This window comes from Rhodococcus gordoniae (assembly GCF_001646655.1).
Taxonomy (GTDB): Bacteria; Actinomycetota; Actinomycetes; order Mycobacteriales; family Mycobacteriaceae; genus Rhodococcus; species Rhodococcus gordoniae.
This window is the reverse complement of record NZ_LPZN01000022.1, coordinates 1-15144: the sequence shown is the minus strand read 5'-3', so window position 1 is coordinate 15144 and position 15144 is coordinate 1. Positions and strand designations below refer to the sequence as shown.

Annotated in this window: 14 protein-coding genes, 5 tRNA genes and 1 pseudogene; 10 read left to right on the top strand and 10 right to left on the bottom strand. The window is 67.5% G+C overall.

Going from position 1 to position 15144, the window contains the following annotated elements:
- The 5 genes and pseudogenes from A8G18_RS23210 to A8G18_RS11685 form a co-directional block, all read right to left on the bottom strand.
- Positions 1-470 (bottom strand): annotated as a pseudogene (locus tag A8G18_RS23210) (hypothetical protein); the annotation flags it as partial.
- A 191-nt stretch (positions 471-661) separates the two neighbouring features.
- On the bottom strand, positions 662-1804 hold the full coding sequence (dusB, locus tag A8G18_RS11700; RefSeq protein ID WP_064064007.1) for a tRNA dihydrouridine synthase DusB: 1143 nt from the start codon (positions 1802-1804) through the stop codon (positions 662-664).
- Between the two features lie 144 nt (positions 1805-1948).
- Positions 1949-2902, bottom strand: a complete 954-nt coding sequence (locus tag A8G18_RS11695; protein WP_064064006.1) for an acyl-ACP desaturase — start codon at positions 2900-2902, stop codon at positions 1949-1951.
- 217 nt (positions 2903-3119) lie between these two features.
- Positions 3120-3722: a DUF937 domain-containing protein gene (locus A8G18_RS11690; protein WP_064064005.1), complete on the bottom strand. Its 603-nt coding sequence runs from the start codon at positions 3720-3722 to the stop codon at positions 3120-3122.
- Positions 3723-3822: 100 nt separating this feature from the next.
- Positions 3823-4284 (bottom strand): hypothetical protein, encoded by a 462-nt coding sequence (locus A8G18_RS11685; RefSeq protein WP_064064004.1) that lies wholly within the window; start codon positions 4282-4284, stop codon positions 3823-3825.
- A 174-nt stretch (positions 4285-4458) separates the two neighbouring features.
- Between A8G18_RS11685 and A8G18_RS11680 the strand changes: the two genes are divergently transcribed.
- The gene (locus tag A8G18_RS11680; protein WP_064064003.1) at positions 4459-5094 is read left to right on the top strand and encodes a hypothetical protein; all 636 of its coding nucleotides are present in this window, start codon (positions 4459-4461) and stop codon (positions 5092-5094) included.
- Positions 5095-5154: 60 nt separating this feature from the next.
- Here the strand turns inward: A8G18_RS11680 and A8G18_RS11675 are convergent.
- Positions 5155-5227, bottom strand: a tRNA-Lys gene (locus tag A8G18_RS11675).
- Positions 5228-5550: 323 nt separating this feature from the next.
- Between A8G18_RS11675 and A8G18_RS11670 the strand changes: the two genes are divergently transcribed.
- The 8 genes from A8G18_RS11670 (at position 5551) to A8G18_RS11635 (ending at position 10059) form a co-directional block, all read left to right on the top strand.
- On the top strand, positions 5551-6201 hold the full coding sequence (locus A8G18_RS11670) for a TetR/AcrR family transcriptional regulator (protein ID WP_016932276.1): 651 nt from the start codon (positions 5551-5553) through the stop codon (positions 6199-6201).
- 109 nt (positions 6202-6310) lie between these two features.
- A tRNA-Glu gene (locus tag A8G18_RS11665) sits at positions 6311-6383 on the top strand.
- Positions 6384-6437: 54 nt separating this feature from the next.
- A tRNA-Asp gene (locus tag A8G18_RS11660) sits at positions 6438-6511 on the top strand.
- 40 nt (positions 6512-6551) lie between these two features.
- Positions 6552-6628: transfer RNA gene (locus tag A8G18_RS11655), tRNA-Phe, on the top strand.
- A gap of 87 nt (positions 6629-6715) precedes the next feature.
- A tRNA-Asp gene (locus A8G18_RS11650) sits at positions 6716-6789 on the top strand.
- A 228-nt stretch (positions 6790-7017) separates the two neighbouring features.
- Entirely contained in the window at positions 7018-8256 is a 1239-nt protein-coding gene (locus tag A8G18_RS11645) for a glycosyltransferase family 4 protein (RefSeq protein ID WP_064064002.1), read from the top strand.
- Positions 8250-8981 carry a class I SAM-dependent methyltransferase gene (locus A8G18_RS11640; protein WP_064064001.1) on the top strand — a complete coding sequence of 244 codons (732 nt, stop codon included), beginning with the start codon at positions 8250-8252 and terminating at the stop codon, positions 8979-8981. Before A8G18_RS11645 ends, A8G18_RS11640 begins: the two co-directional genes overlap by 7 nt.
- Positions 8968-10059, top strand: coding sequence for a glucosidase family protein (locus A8G18_RS11635; RefSeq protein WP_064064000.1), 1092 nt, complete (start codon positions 8968-8970; stop codon positions 10057-10059). The genes A8G18_RS11640 and A8G18_RS11635 overlap by 14 nt, the downstream gene beginning before the upstream one ends.
- A gap of 1 nt (position 10060) precedes the next feature.
- On the opposite strand, the gene A8G18_RS11630 is transcribed toward A8G18_RS11635, so the two are convergent.
- The 3 genes from A8G18_RS11630 to A8G18_RS11620 form a co-directional block, all read right to left on the bottom strand.
- Complete coding sequence (locus A8G18_RS11630; protein ID WP_064064009.1) at positions 10061-10723, bottom strand: class I SAM-dependent methyltransferase; 663 nt, start codon at positions 10721-10723, stop codon at positions 10061-10063.
- A gap of 267 nt (positions 10724-10990) precedes the next feature.
- The gene (locus tag A8G18_RS11625; RefSeq protein WP_064063999.1) at positions 10991-12457 is read right to left on the bottom strand and encodes an FAD-dependent oxidoreductase; all 1467 of its coding nucleotides are present in this window, start codon (positions 12455-12457) and stop codon (positions 10991-10993) included.
- A gap of 22 nt (positions 12458-12479) precedes the next feature.
- A complete protein-coding gene (locus A8G18_RS11620; protein ID WP_064063998.1) occupies positions 12480-13325 on the bottom strand; it encodes an LLM class F420-dependent oxidoreductase in 846 nt (281 codons plus the stop codon).
- Between the two features lie 159 nt (positions 13326-13484).
- Here A8G18_RS11620 and A8G18_RS11615 point away from each other — a divergent pair, with 159 nt between their 5' ends.
- Positions 13485-14168 (top strand): TetR family transcriptional regulator, encoded by a 684-nt coding sequence (locus A8G18_RS11615; protein WP_064064008.1) that lies wholly within the window; start codon positions 13485-13487, stop codon positions 14166-14168.
- A gap of 30 nt (positions 14169-14198) precedes the next feature.
- Here A8G18_RS11615 and A8G18_RS11610 read toward each other — a convergent pair whose 3' ends face one another.
- Positions 14199-15029 (bottom strand): hypothetical protein, encoded by an 831-nt coding sequence (locus A8G18_RS11610; protein ID WP_064063997.1) that lies wholly within the window; start codon positions 15027-15029, stop codon positions 14199-14201.
- Positions 15030-15144 lie beyond the last annotated feature (115 nt).

Sequence of the window (15144 nt, the reverse complement as noted above, 5' to 3'; positions counted from 1 at the left end):
GGAGGGGCCGGCGGCATCGGAGGGTGGGGGTCGGGCCGCGCAGGAGGGCTCGTCGGTGTCGAGCGGGTCGGCGGCGTCACCGGGGGAGGCGTTCTTCGCGGGAGCACCGCCCGTCCGGATTCGTCCTCGGATGCCACGTGCCGGGAAGGCTCGGGGCCGCGAGGATGTGCCGGAGGCAGCGACGATGTGGACGTGCTCGGCGGATCCGGCCGGGGAGGGGGATCGGATCGTCGCCCCACCTTGTCGAGCAGTTCGGCGACGGTGAGCTGTTCCGGGTCGTCCGAATCCGCGGCCCGGCGATTGCGTGCACCCTCGTGGCGACCGGAGTCGGGGTCGGGCTCGTCGGAGCGGTGCACCCCACCTGCGCGGCTGCGTCTGCCCGGACGGGCTTCGCGGTAGGTGCTGTCGGCTATCGGTCGTTCCCAGGGAGCGCGAGGATCCGGAGATCCTGTCTCGTGCTCCTCGTCCACCGATACCTGCTCCTTCTGCGGTCGCGCCGCATCGTCATCCGTCGTCGTCCACCCGATCGCTCAGCGGCGACCGTCGCGAGGACTCCGCAATGATACTGATCGCCGGTCGCATGTGACCGTGACGCGGCTGTGACGCACGACATCCGTGGGTCGATCCGCGAATCCGTCCAGGACAGTCCCCGAGGAAGGACTCATCCTCCCGAGTGCATCATGTCGGCGCCCTCGGGCACGCAGGTGTCCTCCGGGTCGTCGAGCCAGCCGTCGGGGAGCGCGACGCTGCTCGGGGAACCCTGACGTCCCCGCGGGCCTTCGGCATCGGCGGGGAACGGCACGTCGTGGTCGAGTTTGCCCAGCAGATCGTCGAGTTCGGCGAGCGTCGACACCCGGGCGAGCCCGTTACGGATCTCCGACCCGGCCGGGAATCCGCGCAGATACCAGGCGATGTGCTTGCGCATGTCGCGCAGGCCGCGGTCCTCACCGTGATGGTCGGCGAGCAGTTCGGCATGCCGGCGCATGATCTGCGTCACCTCACCGAGATTCGGTGGGGTGGGAATCGGGCGACCGCCGAGCGCGGCACTGAGTTCGGCGAACAGCCAGGGGCGCCCGAGGCAGCCGCGACCGACGACCACGCCGTCGCAACCGGTCTGGGCCATCATCTTCTCCGCATCGGAGGCGTCGAAGATGTCGCCGTTGCCGAGCACGGGTACGCCGGTGACGTGTTCCTTCAACCGCGCGATCTCGTCCCAGTCGGCCGCTCCCGAATACCGTTGCGCTGCGGTCCGGGCATGGAGGGCCACGGCTGCTGCTCCCTCGGCGGCCGCGATGCGACCGGCGTCGAGGTGAGTGTGGTGTTCGTCGTCGATCCCGATGCGGAACTTGACCGTGACCGGGACGTTCGTGCCCTCCGTGGCGCGGACGGCAGCCGCGACGATCTGCCCGAACAGCCTGCGCTTGTAGGGGAGGGCGGATCCTCCGCCCTTGCGGGTCACCTTGGGGACCGGGCACCCGAAGTTCATGTCGATGTGGTCGGCGAGGTTCTCGTCGACGATCATCTTCGCCGCGGCGTAGGTCGTGTCGGGGTCGACGGTGTACAGCTGCAGCGACCGCGGTGTCTCGGTGGGACCGAAGGTCGTCATGTGCATGGTGACCGGGTGCCGCTCGACGAGGGCGCGTGCGGTGACCATCTCGCACACGTACAGACCCGACGTGCTGCCGGCCCGTTCGAGTTCGAGTTCGCGGCACAGCGTACGGAATGCGACGTTCGTCACTCCCGCCATGGGCGCCAGCACGACCGGGCTGTTCAGTTCGATCGAGCCGATACGGAGGGAAGACATGGGTACCTCTGGAAACCGTTGTGTGACAAAGAAATAGCGTGCCCGTTCGTGGAGGACCGCGGAAGCGACTGTGCCCGGCTCCGAAATCGGCGCCGGGCACAGGATAACCTCCGTCGCGATCGGGCGTCGGCGCCCGTACGGGACTCAGGCGTTCGCGCCCACCTTCTCGCGCTTCGCGGCCTCCCGGGCGAGGGAGCGGTCGCGCATCTCCTCGAACCGGCCCGCCTGGCGTTCCAGCTCCTCGAGGAAGGTGCCGAGCTTGTCGAGATCGCGCTGTGCCTCGCTGCCGAGATCGCGCTCGAAGATCCTCCACTTGCGAAGTACCGGCATCACGACGTCGTCGAGGTGCTGACGCAGGTCGTAGATGCCGTGCTTGGCCATGAGCACGCCGTTGCGACGGAAATTCGGCATACCGGCGCCCGGCATCTGGAAGTTCTCGAGCACCTCGACGATCGCCGCCAGCGTCTGGACCGGTGCGACGTCGATCGCCGCGTCGCAGATGTTCCGGTAGAAGATCATGTGCAGGTTCTCGTCGGCGGCGATGCGCTGGAGCATCTTGTCGGCGATCGAGTCGTCGCAGGCACGTCCGGTGTTGCGGTGCGACACACGGGTCGCGAGCTCCTGGAAGGTCACGTAGGCGACCGAGTGGAGCATGCCGGTGGAGTTGGGGGACGCGAAGCCGTTCGTCATGTGCTCCATGCGGGCGTTCTCGAGCGCGACGGGATCGACGCCACGCGTGACGACCAGATAGTCGCGCATGACGATGCCGTGGCGGTTCTCCTCCGCCGTCCACCGGCCGACCCAGGTGCCCCAGGCACCGTCGCGGGAGAAGCTCTCGGCGATCTCGCGATGGTAGGAGGGCAGGTTGTCCTCGGTGAGGAGGTTGGTGATCATGGCTGCCTTGGCGACCTCGCCGAGTTTCGACTGCTCGGGCTCCCAGTCGACACCGCCCATCGCGGCGAAGTTGCGGCCCTCGTCCCACGGGACGTAGTCGTGCGGATGCCAGTCCTTCGCCATCGAGAGGTGCCGGTTGAGGTTGGCTTCGGCTACAGGCTCCAGTTCGCGCAGCAACTCCAGTTGAGTCAGGACTCGCGTCATACTCTTCTACCCCTCACATCGTGTCCGTGTACTCCGCCGGCATACGGAGAAGGGGAGCCCGGCCGATCATCCGATCGTCGCCGCTGCATGCGGCCGCACCGTGCAGTGGCCCCCCACATCGCCCGGATCACGGTACAGGTCCGGAACGCTCGAGGACAGTACCGTCCCGCTCGTGCTGCATCACAGAGAAGAGCGGAACGTGTTGTTCCAGAGGCTCTCAGCGCTTGCCGCCGCCGAGAAGTCCACCGAGGAGTCCGCCGAGACCACCACCCGAATTGCCACCGAGCACACTGCCGAGGACGTCGCCGAGACCGCCGCCGGCCGGGGCCGAACCGCCGCCGGCGTTCTTCAGCAGACCTCCGAGGAGATCGGCGAGACCGCCACCCTGCGAGGTGCTCGCGGAGTTCGCTTCCGCGCCACCGCCGATCTGCTTGGCGAGATAGGACAGCACGATGGGAGCGATGATCGGGAGTACCTTGGCGATCAGATCGTTCCCGCCCGCACCGTTCACGGAGCCGAGGGTCGAGATCACCTGCTCCTTGTTGTCGCCGAAGACGTTGGAGACGATCCTGTCGCCGTCCTCGGTGTCGATCCCGTCGACGTCGACGTCACCCTCGGCCAGGCTCGAGTCGGAGTGCTTGCCCAGCGCCGAGAGCAGCGACGCCGCCCCCGTCGCGTTCCGGGCGTTGGCGTCGAGACCGCCGACGAGGGTGGGGAGCGCCGCACGGACGGCTGTCTCCGCCGTCGCTGTGTCGACGCCGAGTCGCTGCGCCACCTGCGCGACCGGGATACGGGACATCAGTTCGTCGAGACTTGCCATCGTTCCTGCCTTGACTTGTGGGTGTCCCGAAGCGGTCACCCGGTGCGGAGAGCGTATCGGGACCGGCCCCGCCGCAGGGGGAGGCTCGGTCCGGGGTAGCTCAATCCAGGGAGGCGCGACTCGTCGAGGAGCGACGCAGTGCGACGAGGCAGCACAGGAGCGCGACGAGCGTGCCGCTGAACAGGAGGACGGTCCCGTTCTGATTGGTCAGCGTCGTGCTGCGGTTGAGTTCGACGTACTCACCGTGGGTCTGGAACAGACGAGTCCAGAACACCACCGCCGTGGCGACGCCGATCAGCGTCCCGGCCCACCCGACCGCCACCGAGTCGAACAGCGCGGCCGCGAGCAGGAGCGCTGCGGCCACCACGAGTGGGACCGCGAGGGACTCGTACAACGGCAGACCCGGGACCGCGACACTCGCGAGGTCGCCGGCGGGGAAGCCGTCGCGCAACGCCACCAGGGGAATCTCGGTGGGACGTATTCCGCCGACCACGGGTAACACCGATCCGATTCCCAGAGCGACAGCGGCCAGGAACAGGCCCAGATCCACGAAACTGCGCATGTCCCTCCCCGGACGGCGAACGTTCGATTACCCCTGCGGCTCACCGTATACAAAGTCGGGCAACCGTACCGGGTGAAATTCGCAGTGCGAAGGGACCTGCGGTGAAAGCGGTGGTCCGTAGGCTGACATGCGTACGGCAGGTACGCACGTACCGATCGGCGAGGAAGGTTCCGGATGACGAACAGCGATGTCGAGACCGTTTCGCGGAAGGGGTTGCCGCCGTGGGCCAGGAAGGTCATCACGGTGGTCGTGGCAGCGATCGTGCTCGTGATCGCTTATTACGCGTCGGCGGCGTTCGTTCCACGCTGGTGGGCGCAGCGGATCGCCGGGCTTGCGGACGGCGGATTCACACGGGGAGTGCTGTGGGGTCTGCTCTTCGGCATCCTCTGCACGGCGATCCCGATCTCGTTGCTCGCGTGGATCTGGCAGGTCCGTAACTGGAGATACCACCGCGGACTGCAGATCACTCTCGGCGTGCTCGCGCTGGTGGTCGCTCTGCCGAACCTCATGACCTTGGCGGTCGTGCTGGGCACCGGCAACGGCGCGCACGCCGGGGAGCGGATCCTCGACGTGGACGCTCCGGGTTTCCGCGGCGCCACGCTGATCGGGGCGATCCTCGGAGCGCTGGCCGCGATGGTGTTCGTCGTCGCGCTCACCCGCTACCGCAAGCGCGGACGCGACCTGAAGCAGGCCCGCACGGATCTCGAACAGCGCCGGATCGAACAGGAGCGACTCGAAGCGCGCCGCGATGCGGGGAAGGAACTCGGACGGAGCGCCGACGACGTCCCGCCCGGATCGCACCGCGTGTAACGGGGAACCATCCCTCGGAACGACGAACGCCGGCGTCGCGTACGACGCCGGCGTTGCCGGTGCCCCCAGTAGGGCTCGAACCTACGACCTGCGGATTAAAAGTCCGTAGCTCTACCAACTGAGCTATAGGGGCATGGGCGCACAGTGTAACCACATTGCTCGTCCCCGTACCGCTCGGGAACCACACTGCATCCTCACTGCGCGGTCGATGATATCGGACATCGCGTGGTGTGGGTGCCGCCTGTGAAGGAACGACAACGGCTCGGGTGCTCACCCCCTGCTCCGCACCCGAGCCGGACAAAGCGTACCACCCGGTGTGTTCTCTGAAAACCCCGATCTCGCCGGTGTGAAGTTCCTCGTTTCACTCGGTCGAACACGACCCGTGGGCGGGATCGCGGGGGCAGACTAGAGTTGTCTCGTGGGGGAACAGAGGAACGTGGAAGGCTGAATTTCCCCATGCCCCGTCAACAGGAGCGTGCTCGTCGTACGCGAGCTGCGATCGTCCGATCGGCAGCCACCGAATTTGCGCGGCGAGGCTTCGCTGCAGCATCGATCAACGCAATCCTCGAGCAGTCGAACGCGACCAAGGGTGCGATGTACTTCCACTTCGCCTCCAAGGAGGATCTGGCCAGGGCCGTCCTCGACGAGGGACTCGAGCGCTACCGCGCGATCGTCGCCGAGTGGATGGACGTACCCGGTCTCGATCCGTTCGAACGACTGCACGGACTCGTCGGCGATCTCGGTGCGGCCCTGCACGACGATGTGGTCATCGCCGCGGAGTTCCGTCTCGTCACCGAACCCGAGTTCGCGGAAGAGGTCAGGTTGCGGGGCAGTGTCGTGTGGGGACGGGCCGGCTACGAACTGGCACGCGAGGCGCAGGAGAAAGGCTTGTTCCGGCCCGATGTCGATCTTCGTCGTTTCGTCGCGGCGATCGCGTCGTCGCTCGCCGGTCAGCGCTATCTCGCCGACCTCACGGCACCGGACACCGACGTCCGTGCGCGCTTCGAGTCCTGTGTGGAGGTGCCGCTCGAGGCGATGGCCTCGGAGGAGTGGCTCGAGCGCTGGCGGGAGAAGGGGTGGCCGAGTAGGTCCGGCAACGACGAATAGGCCGGTTGACCTGCTGATTTGTGAATCAGGAATGCCGTGGCATAAGCTGTCCAAGCTCCCAACGGAACGCCAAACCCGTTGAGGGTGCGGTTCGGAGAAATCCGATCGGGCCCCCTTCGTCTAGCGGCCTAGGACGCCGCCCTTTCAAGGCGGTAGCGCGGGTTCGAATCCCGTAGGGGGTACGCTTCGACCTCGTCGAAGTGTGCAGTATCTTGGTGTGAGAAGTGAATATGTATGGCCCTGTGGCGCAGTTGGTTAGCGCGCCGCCCTGTCACGGCGGAGGTCGCGGGTTCGAGTCCCGTCAGGGTCGCTCCTAGATATACGATCGGCATTCGGTTCGGGTGCCATCCGGCCAGGTAGCTCAGTTGGTACGAGCGTCCGCCTGAAAAGCGGAAGGTCGCCGGTTCGATCCCGGCCCTGGCCACCACGGTTGTCCGGCAAACAACCATCAATTTCACAAGACCCGACCCACCGGATACGGTGGGTCATGCTATGGGAACCGAAGGTTCCTCATGGCCCTGTGGCGCAGTTGGTTAGCGCGCCGCCCTGTCACGGCGGAGGTCGCGGGTTCGAGTCCCGTCAGGGTCGCTCCAGGCGAAACCCCGGTATCACGTCGATACCGGGGTTTCGTCGTATTGTCGGTTCGTCACGGCTGCCCGTCCGGTAGGTCGGTGCTCCCACTCGTGTCGCCGATCCTCACGGCACCATCCCCGGCTCGCTATCGTGAGGGCACAAAACATGTTCTAGTGTGTGCCCTACACAACTAGTGGACATCTGTCCGAGACCTGGCCCTCCGAGCGGAACCCGAGGTGGAATGTGCGCGTAGCTCTGTTGTCGTACCGGAGCAAGCCGCATTGTGGGGGTCAGGGGGTCTACGTTCGCCATCTCGCTCGCGAACTCGTCGCCCAGGGACACACCGTCGAGGTGTTCTCCGGCCAGCCGTACCCCGAACTCGATCCCGGCGTGACGCTCACGAAGGTGCCCAGTCTCGACCTCTACCGCGACGACGACCCGTTCCGCACCCCGAAGCCGGGTGAGTACCGCGACCTGATCGACGTCCTCGAGGTTGCCACCATGTGGACCGCCGGCTTCCCCGAACCGCGTACCTTCGGTCTGCGCGCCGCGCGCCTGCTGCGCGGGCGTCTCGGTGATTTCGACGTCGTGCACGACAACCAGTCGCTCGCCTCCGGTCTGCTGCGCATCGCCGAGGATCTTCCGCTCGTCGCGACGATCCACCATCCGATCACCCGCGACCGCGAACTCGATCTGGCCTCCGCCACCACCTTCCGCCGCAGGTTCACGCTCCGGCGGTGGTACGGATTCCTCCGCATGCAGGAGAAGGTGGCGCGTCGTCTCCCCACCCTGCTCACGGTCTCGGAGAATTCGGCCGACGACATCCGGACGGCCTTCGGGATCGAATCCGAACGTATCCATACGATCCCGCTCGGCGTGAACACGGAGATGTTCGCTCCGAGGCAGGCCGAGCGCGTCGCCGGCCGGATCGTCTGCGTCGCGAGCGCCGATGCCCCGCTCAAGGGGGTTCCGACGCTGCTCGAAGCGGTCGCGAAGTTGCGCACCGAACGCGAGATCGAACTGGTCCTCGTCTCGAAGCTCGCACCGGGTGGTGCGACCGAGAAACTCATCGACGAACTCGCGATCGGCGATGTCGTGCGCACCGTCTCGGGGATCGACGACACCGAGCTCGCCGACCTGCTCGCCTCCGCCGAGATCGCGGCGGTGCCGTCGCTGTACGAGGGATTCTCGCTGCCGGCCGTGGAAGCGATGTCGTGCGGAACGCCGCTCGTCGCGAGTCGGGCCGGCGCCATCCCCGAGGTCGTCGGGGATGCCGGTCTTCTTGTGCCCCCGGGCGACTCCGAGCAGCTTGCAGCAGGGCTCGCGGCCCTGTTCGACGACCCGGCCGAACGCCGGCGTCTCGGCGCGAAGGGCCGCGACCGCGTGCTCGAACGCTACAGCTGGGCGGCCGTGGCGGCGAAGACCGCCGCAGTCTACGAAAGAGCGATTGCCGCGCACCGAGAGGGGAAGAACGGATGCTGACCGTCGACTTCGACCGCCTGGGCGTCGTACCGGGGATACGGGCCCTCGACATCGGCGCAGGTGCAGGGCGTCACTCGTTCGAACTGTATCGACGCGGTGCGGATGTCGTCGCCTTCGATCAGAACGCCGACGACATGAAGGCCGTCGCCGACATGTTCGTCGCGATGGAGCTCGAAGGTGAGGTCCCCGAAGGCGCGCTGGCCCGGGCGGAGGTCGGCGACGCACTCGCATTGCCCTACGACGACGCGACCTTCGATCTCGTGCTGATCTCCGAGGTACTCGAGCACGTCCCGGAGGACGAACGGGCCATCGCCGAACTCGTCCGGGTCCTCAAGCCCGGAGGTGTGGCGGCCGTGACCGTCCCGCGTTGGCTGCCCGAGAAGATCTGCTGGGCACTGTCGGACGCATACCACGAGGTGGAGGGCGGACACGTCCGCATCTACAAGGCCGACGAACTCGCCGCGAAACTCGCCGCCGCCGGCCTCCTGGTCTCGGGAACCGATCACGCCCACGCGCTGCACGCGCCGTACTGGTGGCTCAAGTGCGCCGTCGGAGTCGACAACGACGACAATCCACTGGCGAAGGCGTATCACCGGTTGCTGGTCTGGGATCTCATGAAGGCGCCGTGGATCACCCGGACGGCCGAGAAGGTCCTCGACCCCGTCATCGGGAAGAGTGTCGTGTTCTACCTCGAGAAGCCGGGAACAGCCGGTGCGGCGCGGTGACTCCGCGCGCGTGACGGTGCCCTCGGTGCCGGGAGTGCTGTCGCCCGAGCAGTGCCTGGCCACCGGTCGCGCCATCGCGCGGATGCAGGAGCCGTCCGGAGCCGTCCCGTGGTTCCCCGGTGGACACACCGACCCGTGGGATCACATCGAATCCGCGATGGCGTTGACCGCCACCGGTTTGCGCGAGGAAGCGGATGCTGCCTTCGAGTGGTCGCGGCGGACGCAGCGAGGCGACGGCTCGTGGCCCATCCAGTTCCGTGGCGACATCGTCGAGAACCACGACACCGACAGTAATTTCACGGCCTACATCGCCGTGGGCGTGTGGCACCACCATCTCGTGACGGGCGATCGCAGGTTCGTCGAGCACATGTGGCCGACGGTGCGCGCCGCACTCGATCTGGTGGTCGACATGCAATTGCCGGGGGGCCAGATCTCATGGGCACGAGGCGCGGGCGGCATGTTCGACGAGGCCCTGCTCACGAGCTGTTCGAGCATCCACCAGAGTCTGTGGTGCGGGCTGCGGATCGCCGAGCAGGTCGGTGAGGCCCAACCCGAATGGGAGGTCGCGCTGATCCGTCTCGGTCACGCGCTGCGCCGGCACCCCGAGGCGTTCACCCCCAAGCCCGAGTACTCGATGGACTGGTACTACCCGATCCTCGGCGGAGCGGTGCGCGGCACCGAGGCGCACGAACGGATCGCCGAGCGCTGGTCGGATTTCGTCGTCGACGGGCTCGGGATCCGCTGCGTGGACCACCGGCCGTGGGTCACCGGGGCCGAGACCTGCGAACTGGTCCTGGCGCTCGATGCTCTCGGTCACTCCGGTCGTGCGCGCGAATTGTTCGCTGCCATGCAGCATCTGCGCGATCCGGACGGTTCGTACTGGACCGGTCTCGTCTACGCCGACGGCAAGAGATGGCCGGTGGAGGTCAGTTCGTGGACCAGTGCGGCGGTGATCCTCGCCGCCGACGCGCTCTCGCGCACGACGGGAGGAAACGCCGTCTTCCGGGATTCTGCGGCACCCGCCCATCAGGTGGGAGCCGACCGCTGCACCGAACGCTGCCCGGTGCTCGTCCCGTAACTCAGCTGCCGGGCAGGGATCCGACCGTTCCGCCGGTGCGTTCGAGAACCCGCAGGGAGGACGTCACGGACTTCTCGACGAATTCGCCGCTCTCCAGTGCGAGGCAATAGATCTCGTACGGCGGCCGGCCACCGTCCTTCGGGTCGGGGAAGACATCGTGGATGATCAGGGCGCCGCCGATGCGCACCCATTTCGCCCACCCGTCGTAGTCCGCACGGGCGGCCTCGCTGCTGTGACCGCCGTCGATGAACACGAACGACGCCGGAGTGCGCCAGAACGACGCCACCACAGGAGAATTGCCGACCACGGCGACGACGTGCGATTCGAGGTCGCCGTCGGCCAGGGTGTGCCGGAGGGCACCGACCGTGTCGAGCAGGCCGGTGTGCGGATCGACCAGCGACGGGTCGTGGTACTCCCAGCCCGGTTGGTGCTCCTCCGAACCGTGGTGGTGGTCGACGGTGACGATGGTGCCGCCGGTGGCCTTCGCCGCGGCTCCGAGATACACGGTCGACCGGCCGCAGTACGTACCGATCTCGACACCGACGCCGTCACCGAGGTACTGCACCGCAGCCTCGTGCAACGCGGTTCCCTCGTCCTGAGGCATGAAACCCGGTGTCGCCTCGGCGAGTTCGATCGCCTCGCGGGGCAGGGTGGTGCGGGACATCGGATGGGTCTCCGTTCTTCTCGCGTGGTGCGGTGTATCCCGGATCACCCTACCCATCGGCCGCGTCGTCCGATGCTCTCGGCCGCGACGGTGGGACCGGAATCGGGAAGCGTCGACCTCGGCGATGGTGATCTCCCGCAGTTCCTCGACGTGCTCGCGCAGCGCGTCGCGCAACGACCGGAGGCGACGGGCCCGGAGAGCGTAGGTCGCGCGACCGGTCGGTGCCGTCGAAGGTGCCTCCGCTGCCGGGCGCCGGTCTTCCGTCGATCAGGAGCCCTTCGCCGCGGACAGACCGGCGCGCCGCCCGAAGAAGCTTCCGTCGCCCAGCGACGTGCCGCTCGCGTATCCCCACGCGCACACGCCCGATGTGCAGCGGCCGGCGGCGAACAGACCGGGGATCGGATCGCCGGACACGTGCAGTACCTCCGAGTCCACCGAGGTGCGCAGGCCGCCGAGTGTGAAGCCGGCGGTGCAGTTACGGAGATCGAGCGCCGCGATCGGGCTGCCGATCGGTTTGGTCCATTCGCTCTTCTTGCCCAGCACCGGATCGTTGCCGTTCTCGGCGTGCCGGTTGTAGACCTCGACGGTGGCCTGCAGCGTTCCGGCCGGCAGCTCCATGTCGGATTCGAGTTCTGCGACCGTCTCCGCGACCCACTTCGGCCGGAAACGGAAGAATGGCGTCGAACTCGTTGCCGCACAACCCTCCTCGTACGACTTCTCGTCGATGATCAGGTACGCCCGGTTGTCGTTCTTCAGCAACGTGAGCTGACCGATACGGCCCGGATAGGTGTCCTCGGGAACGTATCGTTGACCCCGGCCGTCGACGAGGATGCCCCGGGCCATCAACTGCGGGTCGCCGAAGAACGCGACCTCGGTGGCGTCCATGTGCGCGAGGTCGGCGCCGAGTGCCTGCGCCATGCGGATCGCGCGGCCGTCGTGCTCCTCGATCGCCGCACCCGGCCGTCCCATCAGCTGCGGTGCGTAGGAGGCGACCATCTCCTTGTTGTAGGCGAAACTGCCGGTCGCGAGGACGACTCCGCGGCGGGCGCGGATGTGGACGTCCTCGCCGTACTGCTTGGCCGCCAGGCCCACGACGCGTCCGTCGACGTCGACGATCAACCGCTGCACCCGCATGTCGTATTCGGCTCGTACACCGAGGCTTTCGGCGGCCTGCGAGAGCGGCCGCATGAGCATGTACCCACCGCCCTTCTCGCCGGTCCGCTTGTCGGCCATCTGCGGGACGTGGCCGCGCGGGGCGGGCGTCGCGATCTCGTTGAAGGGCGCGGAGTTCTCGCCGCCGGAGTACATCAGCCCGTCGTCACCGGGGATCTCCCAGCCCGGTTCGCCCCAGAAGCTCTCCTTGAACACCACGCCGTTGTCGACGAGCCACTCGTAGTGTTCGACGCTGCCCTTGCAGTACTCGGTGATCTTTGCTTCGTCGGCTCCCGGCCCGAGCGCAGCGAGCATGAATGCCTTCATGTTCTCGGGCGTGTCCTCGAATCCGAGTGCCTTCTGCAGTGGGGTGCCACCGCCGAGGTAGACGATGCCGCCGGACAACGAGGCCGCCCCGCCCCACCCGCCGGTCCGCTCGAGCACGAGCACGTCGGCGCCCGCGCGGGCGGCCTCGATGGATGCCGAGACACCGGCGATGCCGTAACCGGCGACGACGACGTCGGCTTCGTGGTCCCAGGTGGTGACGTTATCGGCGGAGAGGGGGTGGAGGTCGGTGCTCATGGGGATCCGTTCCGGTCGGTGATCAGTGGTCGAGTTTCGAGGCGAGGCGGTCGATGTAGGCGACGACGTCGTCCTGGGAACGGTCGGGCAGGCCGAAGATCACTTCGGTCACTCCGGTGTCCTCCCAGAGCTTCAGCTGCTCGGTATCGTGACGGCCTGCCAGAGCGAGGATCTCGGGAACCCCTGCGCGGCCGGCGTCGGCCCAGAGCTTGTGGAGGCGCGCGACGTTGTCGACGACGTTGTCCTCCCTGGGGGTGGTGATCCACCCGTCGGCGTGGCGGACGATCCAGTCGAAGTTGCGGTCGGTGGAACCGGCGCCGAGGAAGATCGGGGGACGTGGCTGCTGTACGGGTTTCGGCCACGCCCAGCTCGGCCCGAACGCGACGAAGTCGCCCTCGTAGGAGGCCTGCTCCTCGGTCCACAGCGCCTGCATCGCTTCGAGATATTCGCGCAGAGCGGTGCGCTTCTTCTTCGGTGGTACACCGTGGTCGGCGAGTTCCTCGGCGTTCCAGCCGAATCCGACACCGAAGTGCACGCGGCCACCGGAGAGATGATCGAGACTCGCAATGGTCTTGGCGAGCGTGATCGGATCGTGCTCGAGGGGCAGCGCGACGGAGGTGCCCAACGTGATCGTCGACGTCACCGCTGCCGCGAGACCGAGCGCCACCCACGGATCGAGGGTGCGCATGTAGCGGTCGTCGGGCAGGGTCTCGTCGCCGGTGCCGGGATGCACGGATTCGCGGCGGACGGGGATGTGGGTGTGCTCCGGGACGTAGAAACTGTCGAAACCGCAGCTCTCGGCGGTGGAGGCGGCGACATCGGGCCGGATTCCCCGGTCGCTCGTGAACAGGGTGATTCCGTGACGCACAGCTGCCCCTCTCCTGACGGTGACGGAGAAAATGTAACGCGTTCTACATTCGGAGGGAAGGGACATCCTCCCGCCTGTCCCGTCGGGACCGATAGCGGTACGAAGAGGCGGGGCACCCCCTGAACTATCCTCGGTACGGGTATGACGGAAGGTGACGAGATGACGGAGCAGTCGACGACGGTGACCGCGGGCGAGGGGCCGGCGCCGGCGCAGACGTCGCGGCCTGCCCTCGGGTCCGCCCGGTCACCCGGAGCGGGCCTGCGCCCGGCCCAGCGGGCACGGTACATGCGGATCATCGCCTCCGCCGAGGGACTCGCCTCGGAAGGCGGCTACGACGCCGTGCAGATGCGAGCGGTCGCCGATCGCTCCGGCGTCGCTCTCGGCACGGTCTACCGCTATTTCCCGTCGAAGAATCACTTGCTCGTCGTCGCGCTCGTGATCGAATTCGAAACCGCCGCAGAAGCTGTGGCCACCGCGGAGATTCCCGGCGACAGTGCCGGTGAGCGCCTCATGGGGGTGCTGCGGTGGGTGATGCCCCGCGTCTCGGAGAATCCGTTGCGCTACGACGCCCTCATCCGGGCGGCGATGTTCGCCGACGCGTCCTCGGCGCCCGAACTCGATCGTCTCGGTGAGGTGCTCACCCTTCTTTTCGCGAAGGCGTCCGGCATCGACATCGTCACGGAAGAGGTGCTCAACGCCGTGCGGATCATCGCCGACGTGTGGATGTCGGCGCTGGTCGCCTGGGTTGCCGGACGGCAATCGGTCGACGACGTGCTCGCGCACATGGACACCGCCGTCACGCTCGTGTTCGACCGGCTCGATCGGCTGCAGCGGGCGGACTGAGGCCCGCCCGCCGCAGAATTCCGATGCCGGTCAGGGTGCCGGCACGTCCACGATGCCGATCGTGGGCAGGAAGAAGCACGAGGTCTCGCCGTTCTGCACGGTGCCGAAGATGGCGGAGAGCACGGTCCCCGAACCTGTCTCGACCGGCGCGACCCGCACCCCGCCCATAGGCAGTGTGTCGGCGATGAAACTCGTGACGGCCTTCTCGATGATGCTGCGTGCCGGTTCGCCGATGCCGGCCGGAACCGCTCCCGCCGCAGCCTCCTCCGGTGTGCCCATCGGCACGAAACCGCCCTGGAAGGTGTTGACGTTGAACCACGCGAGCTGGATGCCCGAGGCGTCGGCGTCTTCCCCGAGGCCGACGGGAACGAACGCGAACAGCGTCTCGGCGGGGGCGACGACGTTCAGGTTCTCCGACGCGAAGGGGATGTCGGAGTCGGGCCATGGGCCGGGGAGTGCGCCCGCGACGGCCGGCACGATGCCCAACGGCAGGTCGCCGTCGGCCGTGCAGAACGGTGCGCCGGTGGGGTAGAGGAACGGTTCGACGCCGAGGCGGCGAAGGAATTCCATACCGTCCTCGTAGGCGCCGAGCGGGGTCGATTCCGCGGCGTCGACCGCACTTCCTCGTGCGTTCGCAATGGCTTCGGCCGCGGCCATAGCGGTGGGATCGACGCCGGGCAGTGCGCGGAGCGCTTCGAGGGCGGCCCCGAGCGGGCTCTCGACGGGCGCCTGCGCCGGTGCTGCCGGCTCTGCAGGGGCGGGCTCGGCCACGGCGACGGCGGGAAGCGTCAGGCCTGCGGCGACGGTGAGGGCTGCGGCGGCCGAGAAGCGGCGCATCCGGTGACGGTGTCTGCGGCTCATGTGGGGTTCTCCTCCTGTGGGTCGTGACACCCGGACGGGCTGTACCTAACTCTAAAGTAGAGGTTTAGGTTACGACAGTTCCAGGAGACCACAAAGGCGGCGCTCCGGCCGGAGC

Excerpts from the sequence above, each read along its gene's own strand:
- A8G18_RS11610 (WP_064063997.1), bottom strand. The coding sequence starts at position 15,029 with ATGAGCCGCAGACACCGTCACCGGATGCGCCGCTTCTCGGCCGCCGCA.
- A8G18_RS11680 (WP_064064003.1), top strand. The coding sequence starts at position 4,459 with ATGACGAACAGCGATGTCGAGACCGTTTCGCGGAAGGGGTTGCCGCCG.
- A8G18_RS11640 (WP_064064001.1), top strand. The coding sequence starts at position 8,250 with ATGCTGACCGTCGACTTCGACCGCCTGGGCGTCGTACCGGGGATACGG.
- A8G18_RS11670 (WP_016932276.1), top strand. The coding sequence starts at position 5,551 with ATGCCCCGTCAACAGGAGCGTGCTCGTCGTACGCGAGCTGCGATCGTC.
- A8G18_RS11685 (WP_064064004.1), bottom strand. The coding sequence starts at position 4,284 with ATGCGCAGTTTCGTGGATCTGGGCCTGTTCCTGGCCGCTGTCGCTCTG.
- A8G18_RS11615 (WP_064064008.1), top strand. The coding sequence starts at position 13,485 with ATGACGGAGCAGTCGACGACGGTGACCGCGGGCGAGGGGCCGGCGCCG.
- A8G18_RS11695 (WP_064064006.1), bottom strand. The coding sequence starts at position 2,902 with ATGACGCGAGTCCTGACTCAACTGGAGTTGCTGCGCGAACTGGAGCCT.
- A8G18_RS11625 (WP_064063999.1), bottom strand. The coding sequence starts at position 12,457 with ATGAGCACCGACCTCCACCCCCTCTCCGCCGATAACGTCACCACCTGG.
- A8G18_RS11690 (WP_064064005.1), bottom strand. The coding sequence starts at position 3,722 with ATGGCAAGTCTCGACGAACTGATGTCCCGTATCCCGGTCGCGCAGGTG.
- dusB (WP_064064007.1), bottom strand. The coding sequence starts at position 1,804 with ATGTCTTCCCTCCGTATCGGCTCGATCGAACTGAACAGCCCGGTCGTG.
- A8G18_RS11630 (WP_064064009.1), bottom strand. The coding sequence starts at position 10,723 with ATGTCCCGCACCACCCTGCCCCGCGAGGCGATCGAACTCGCCGAGGCG.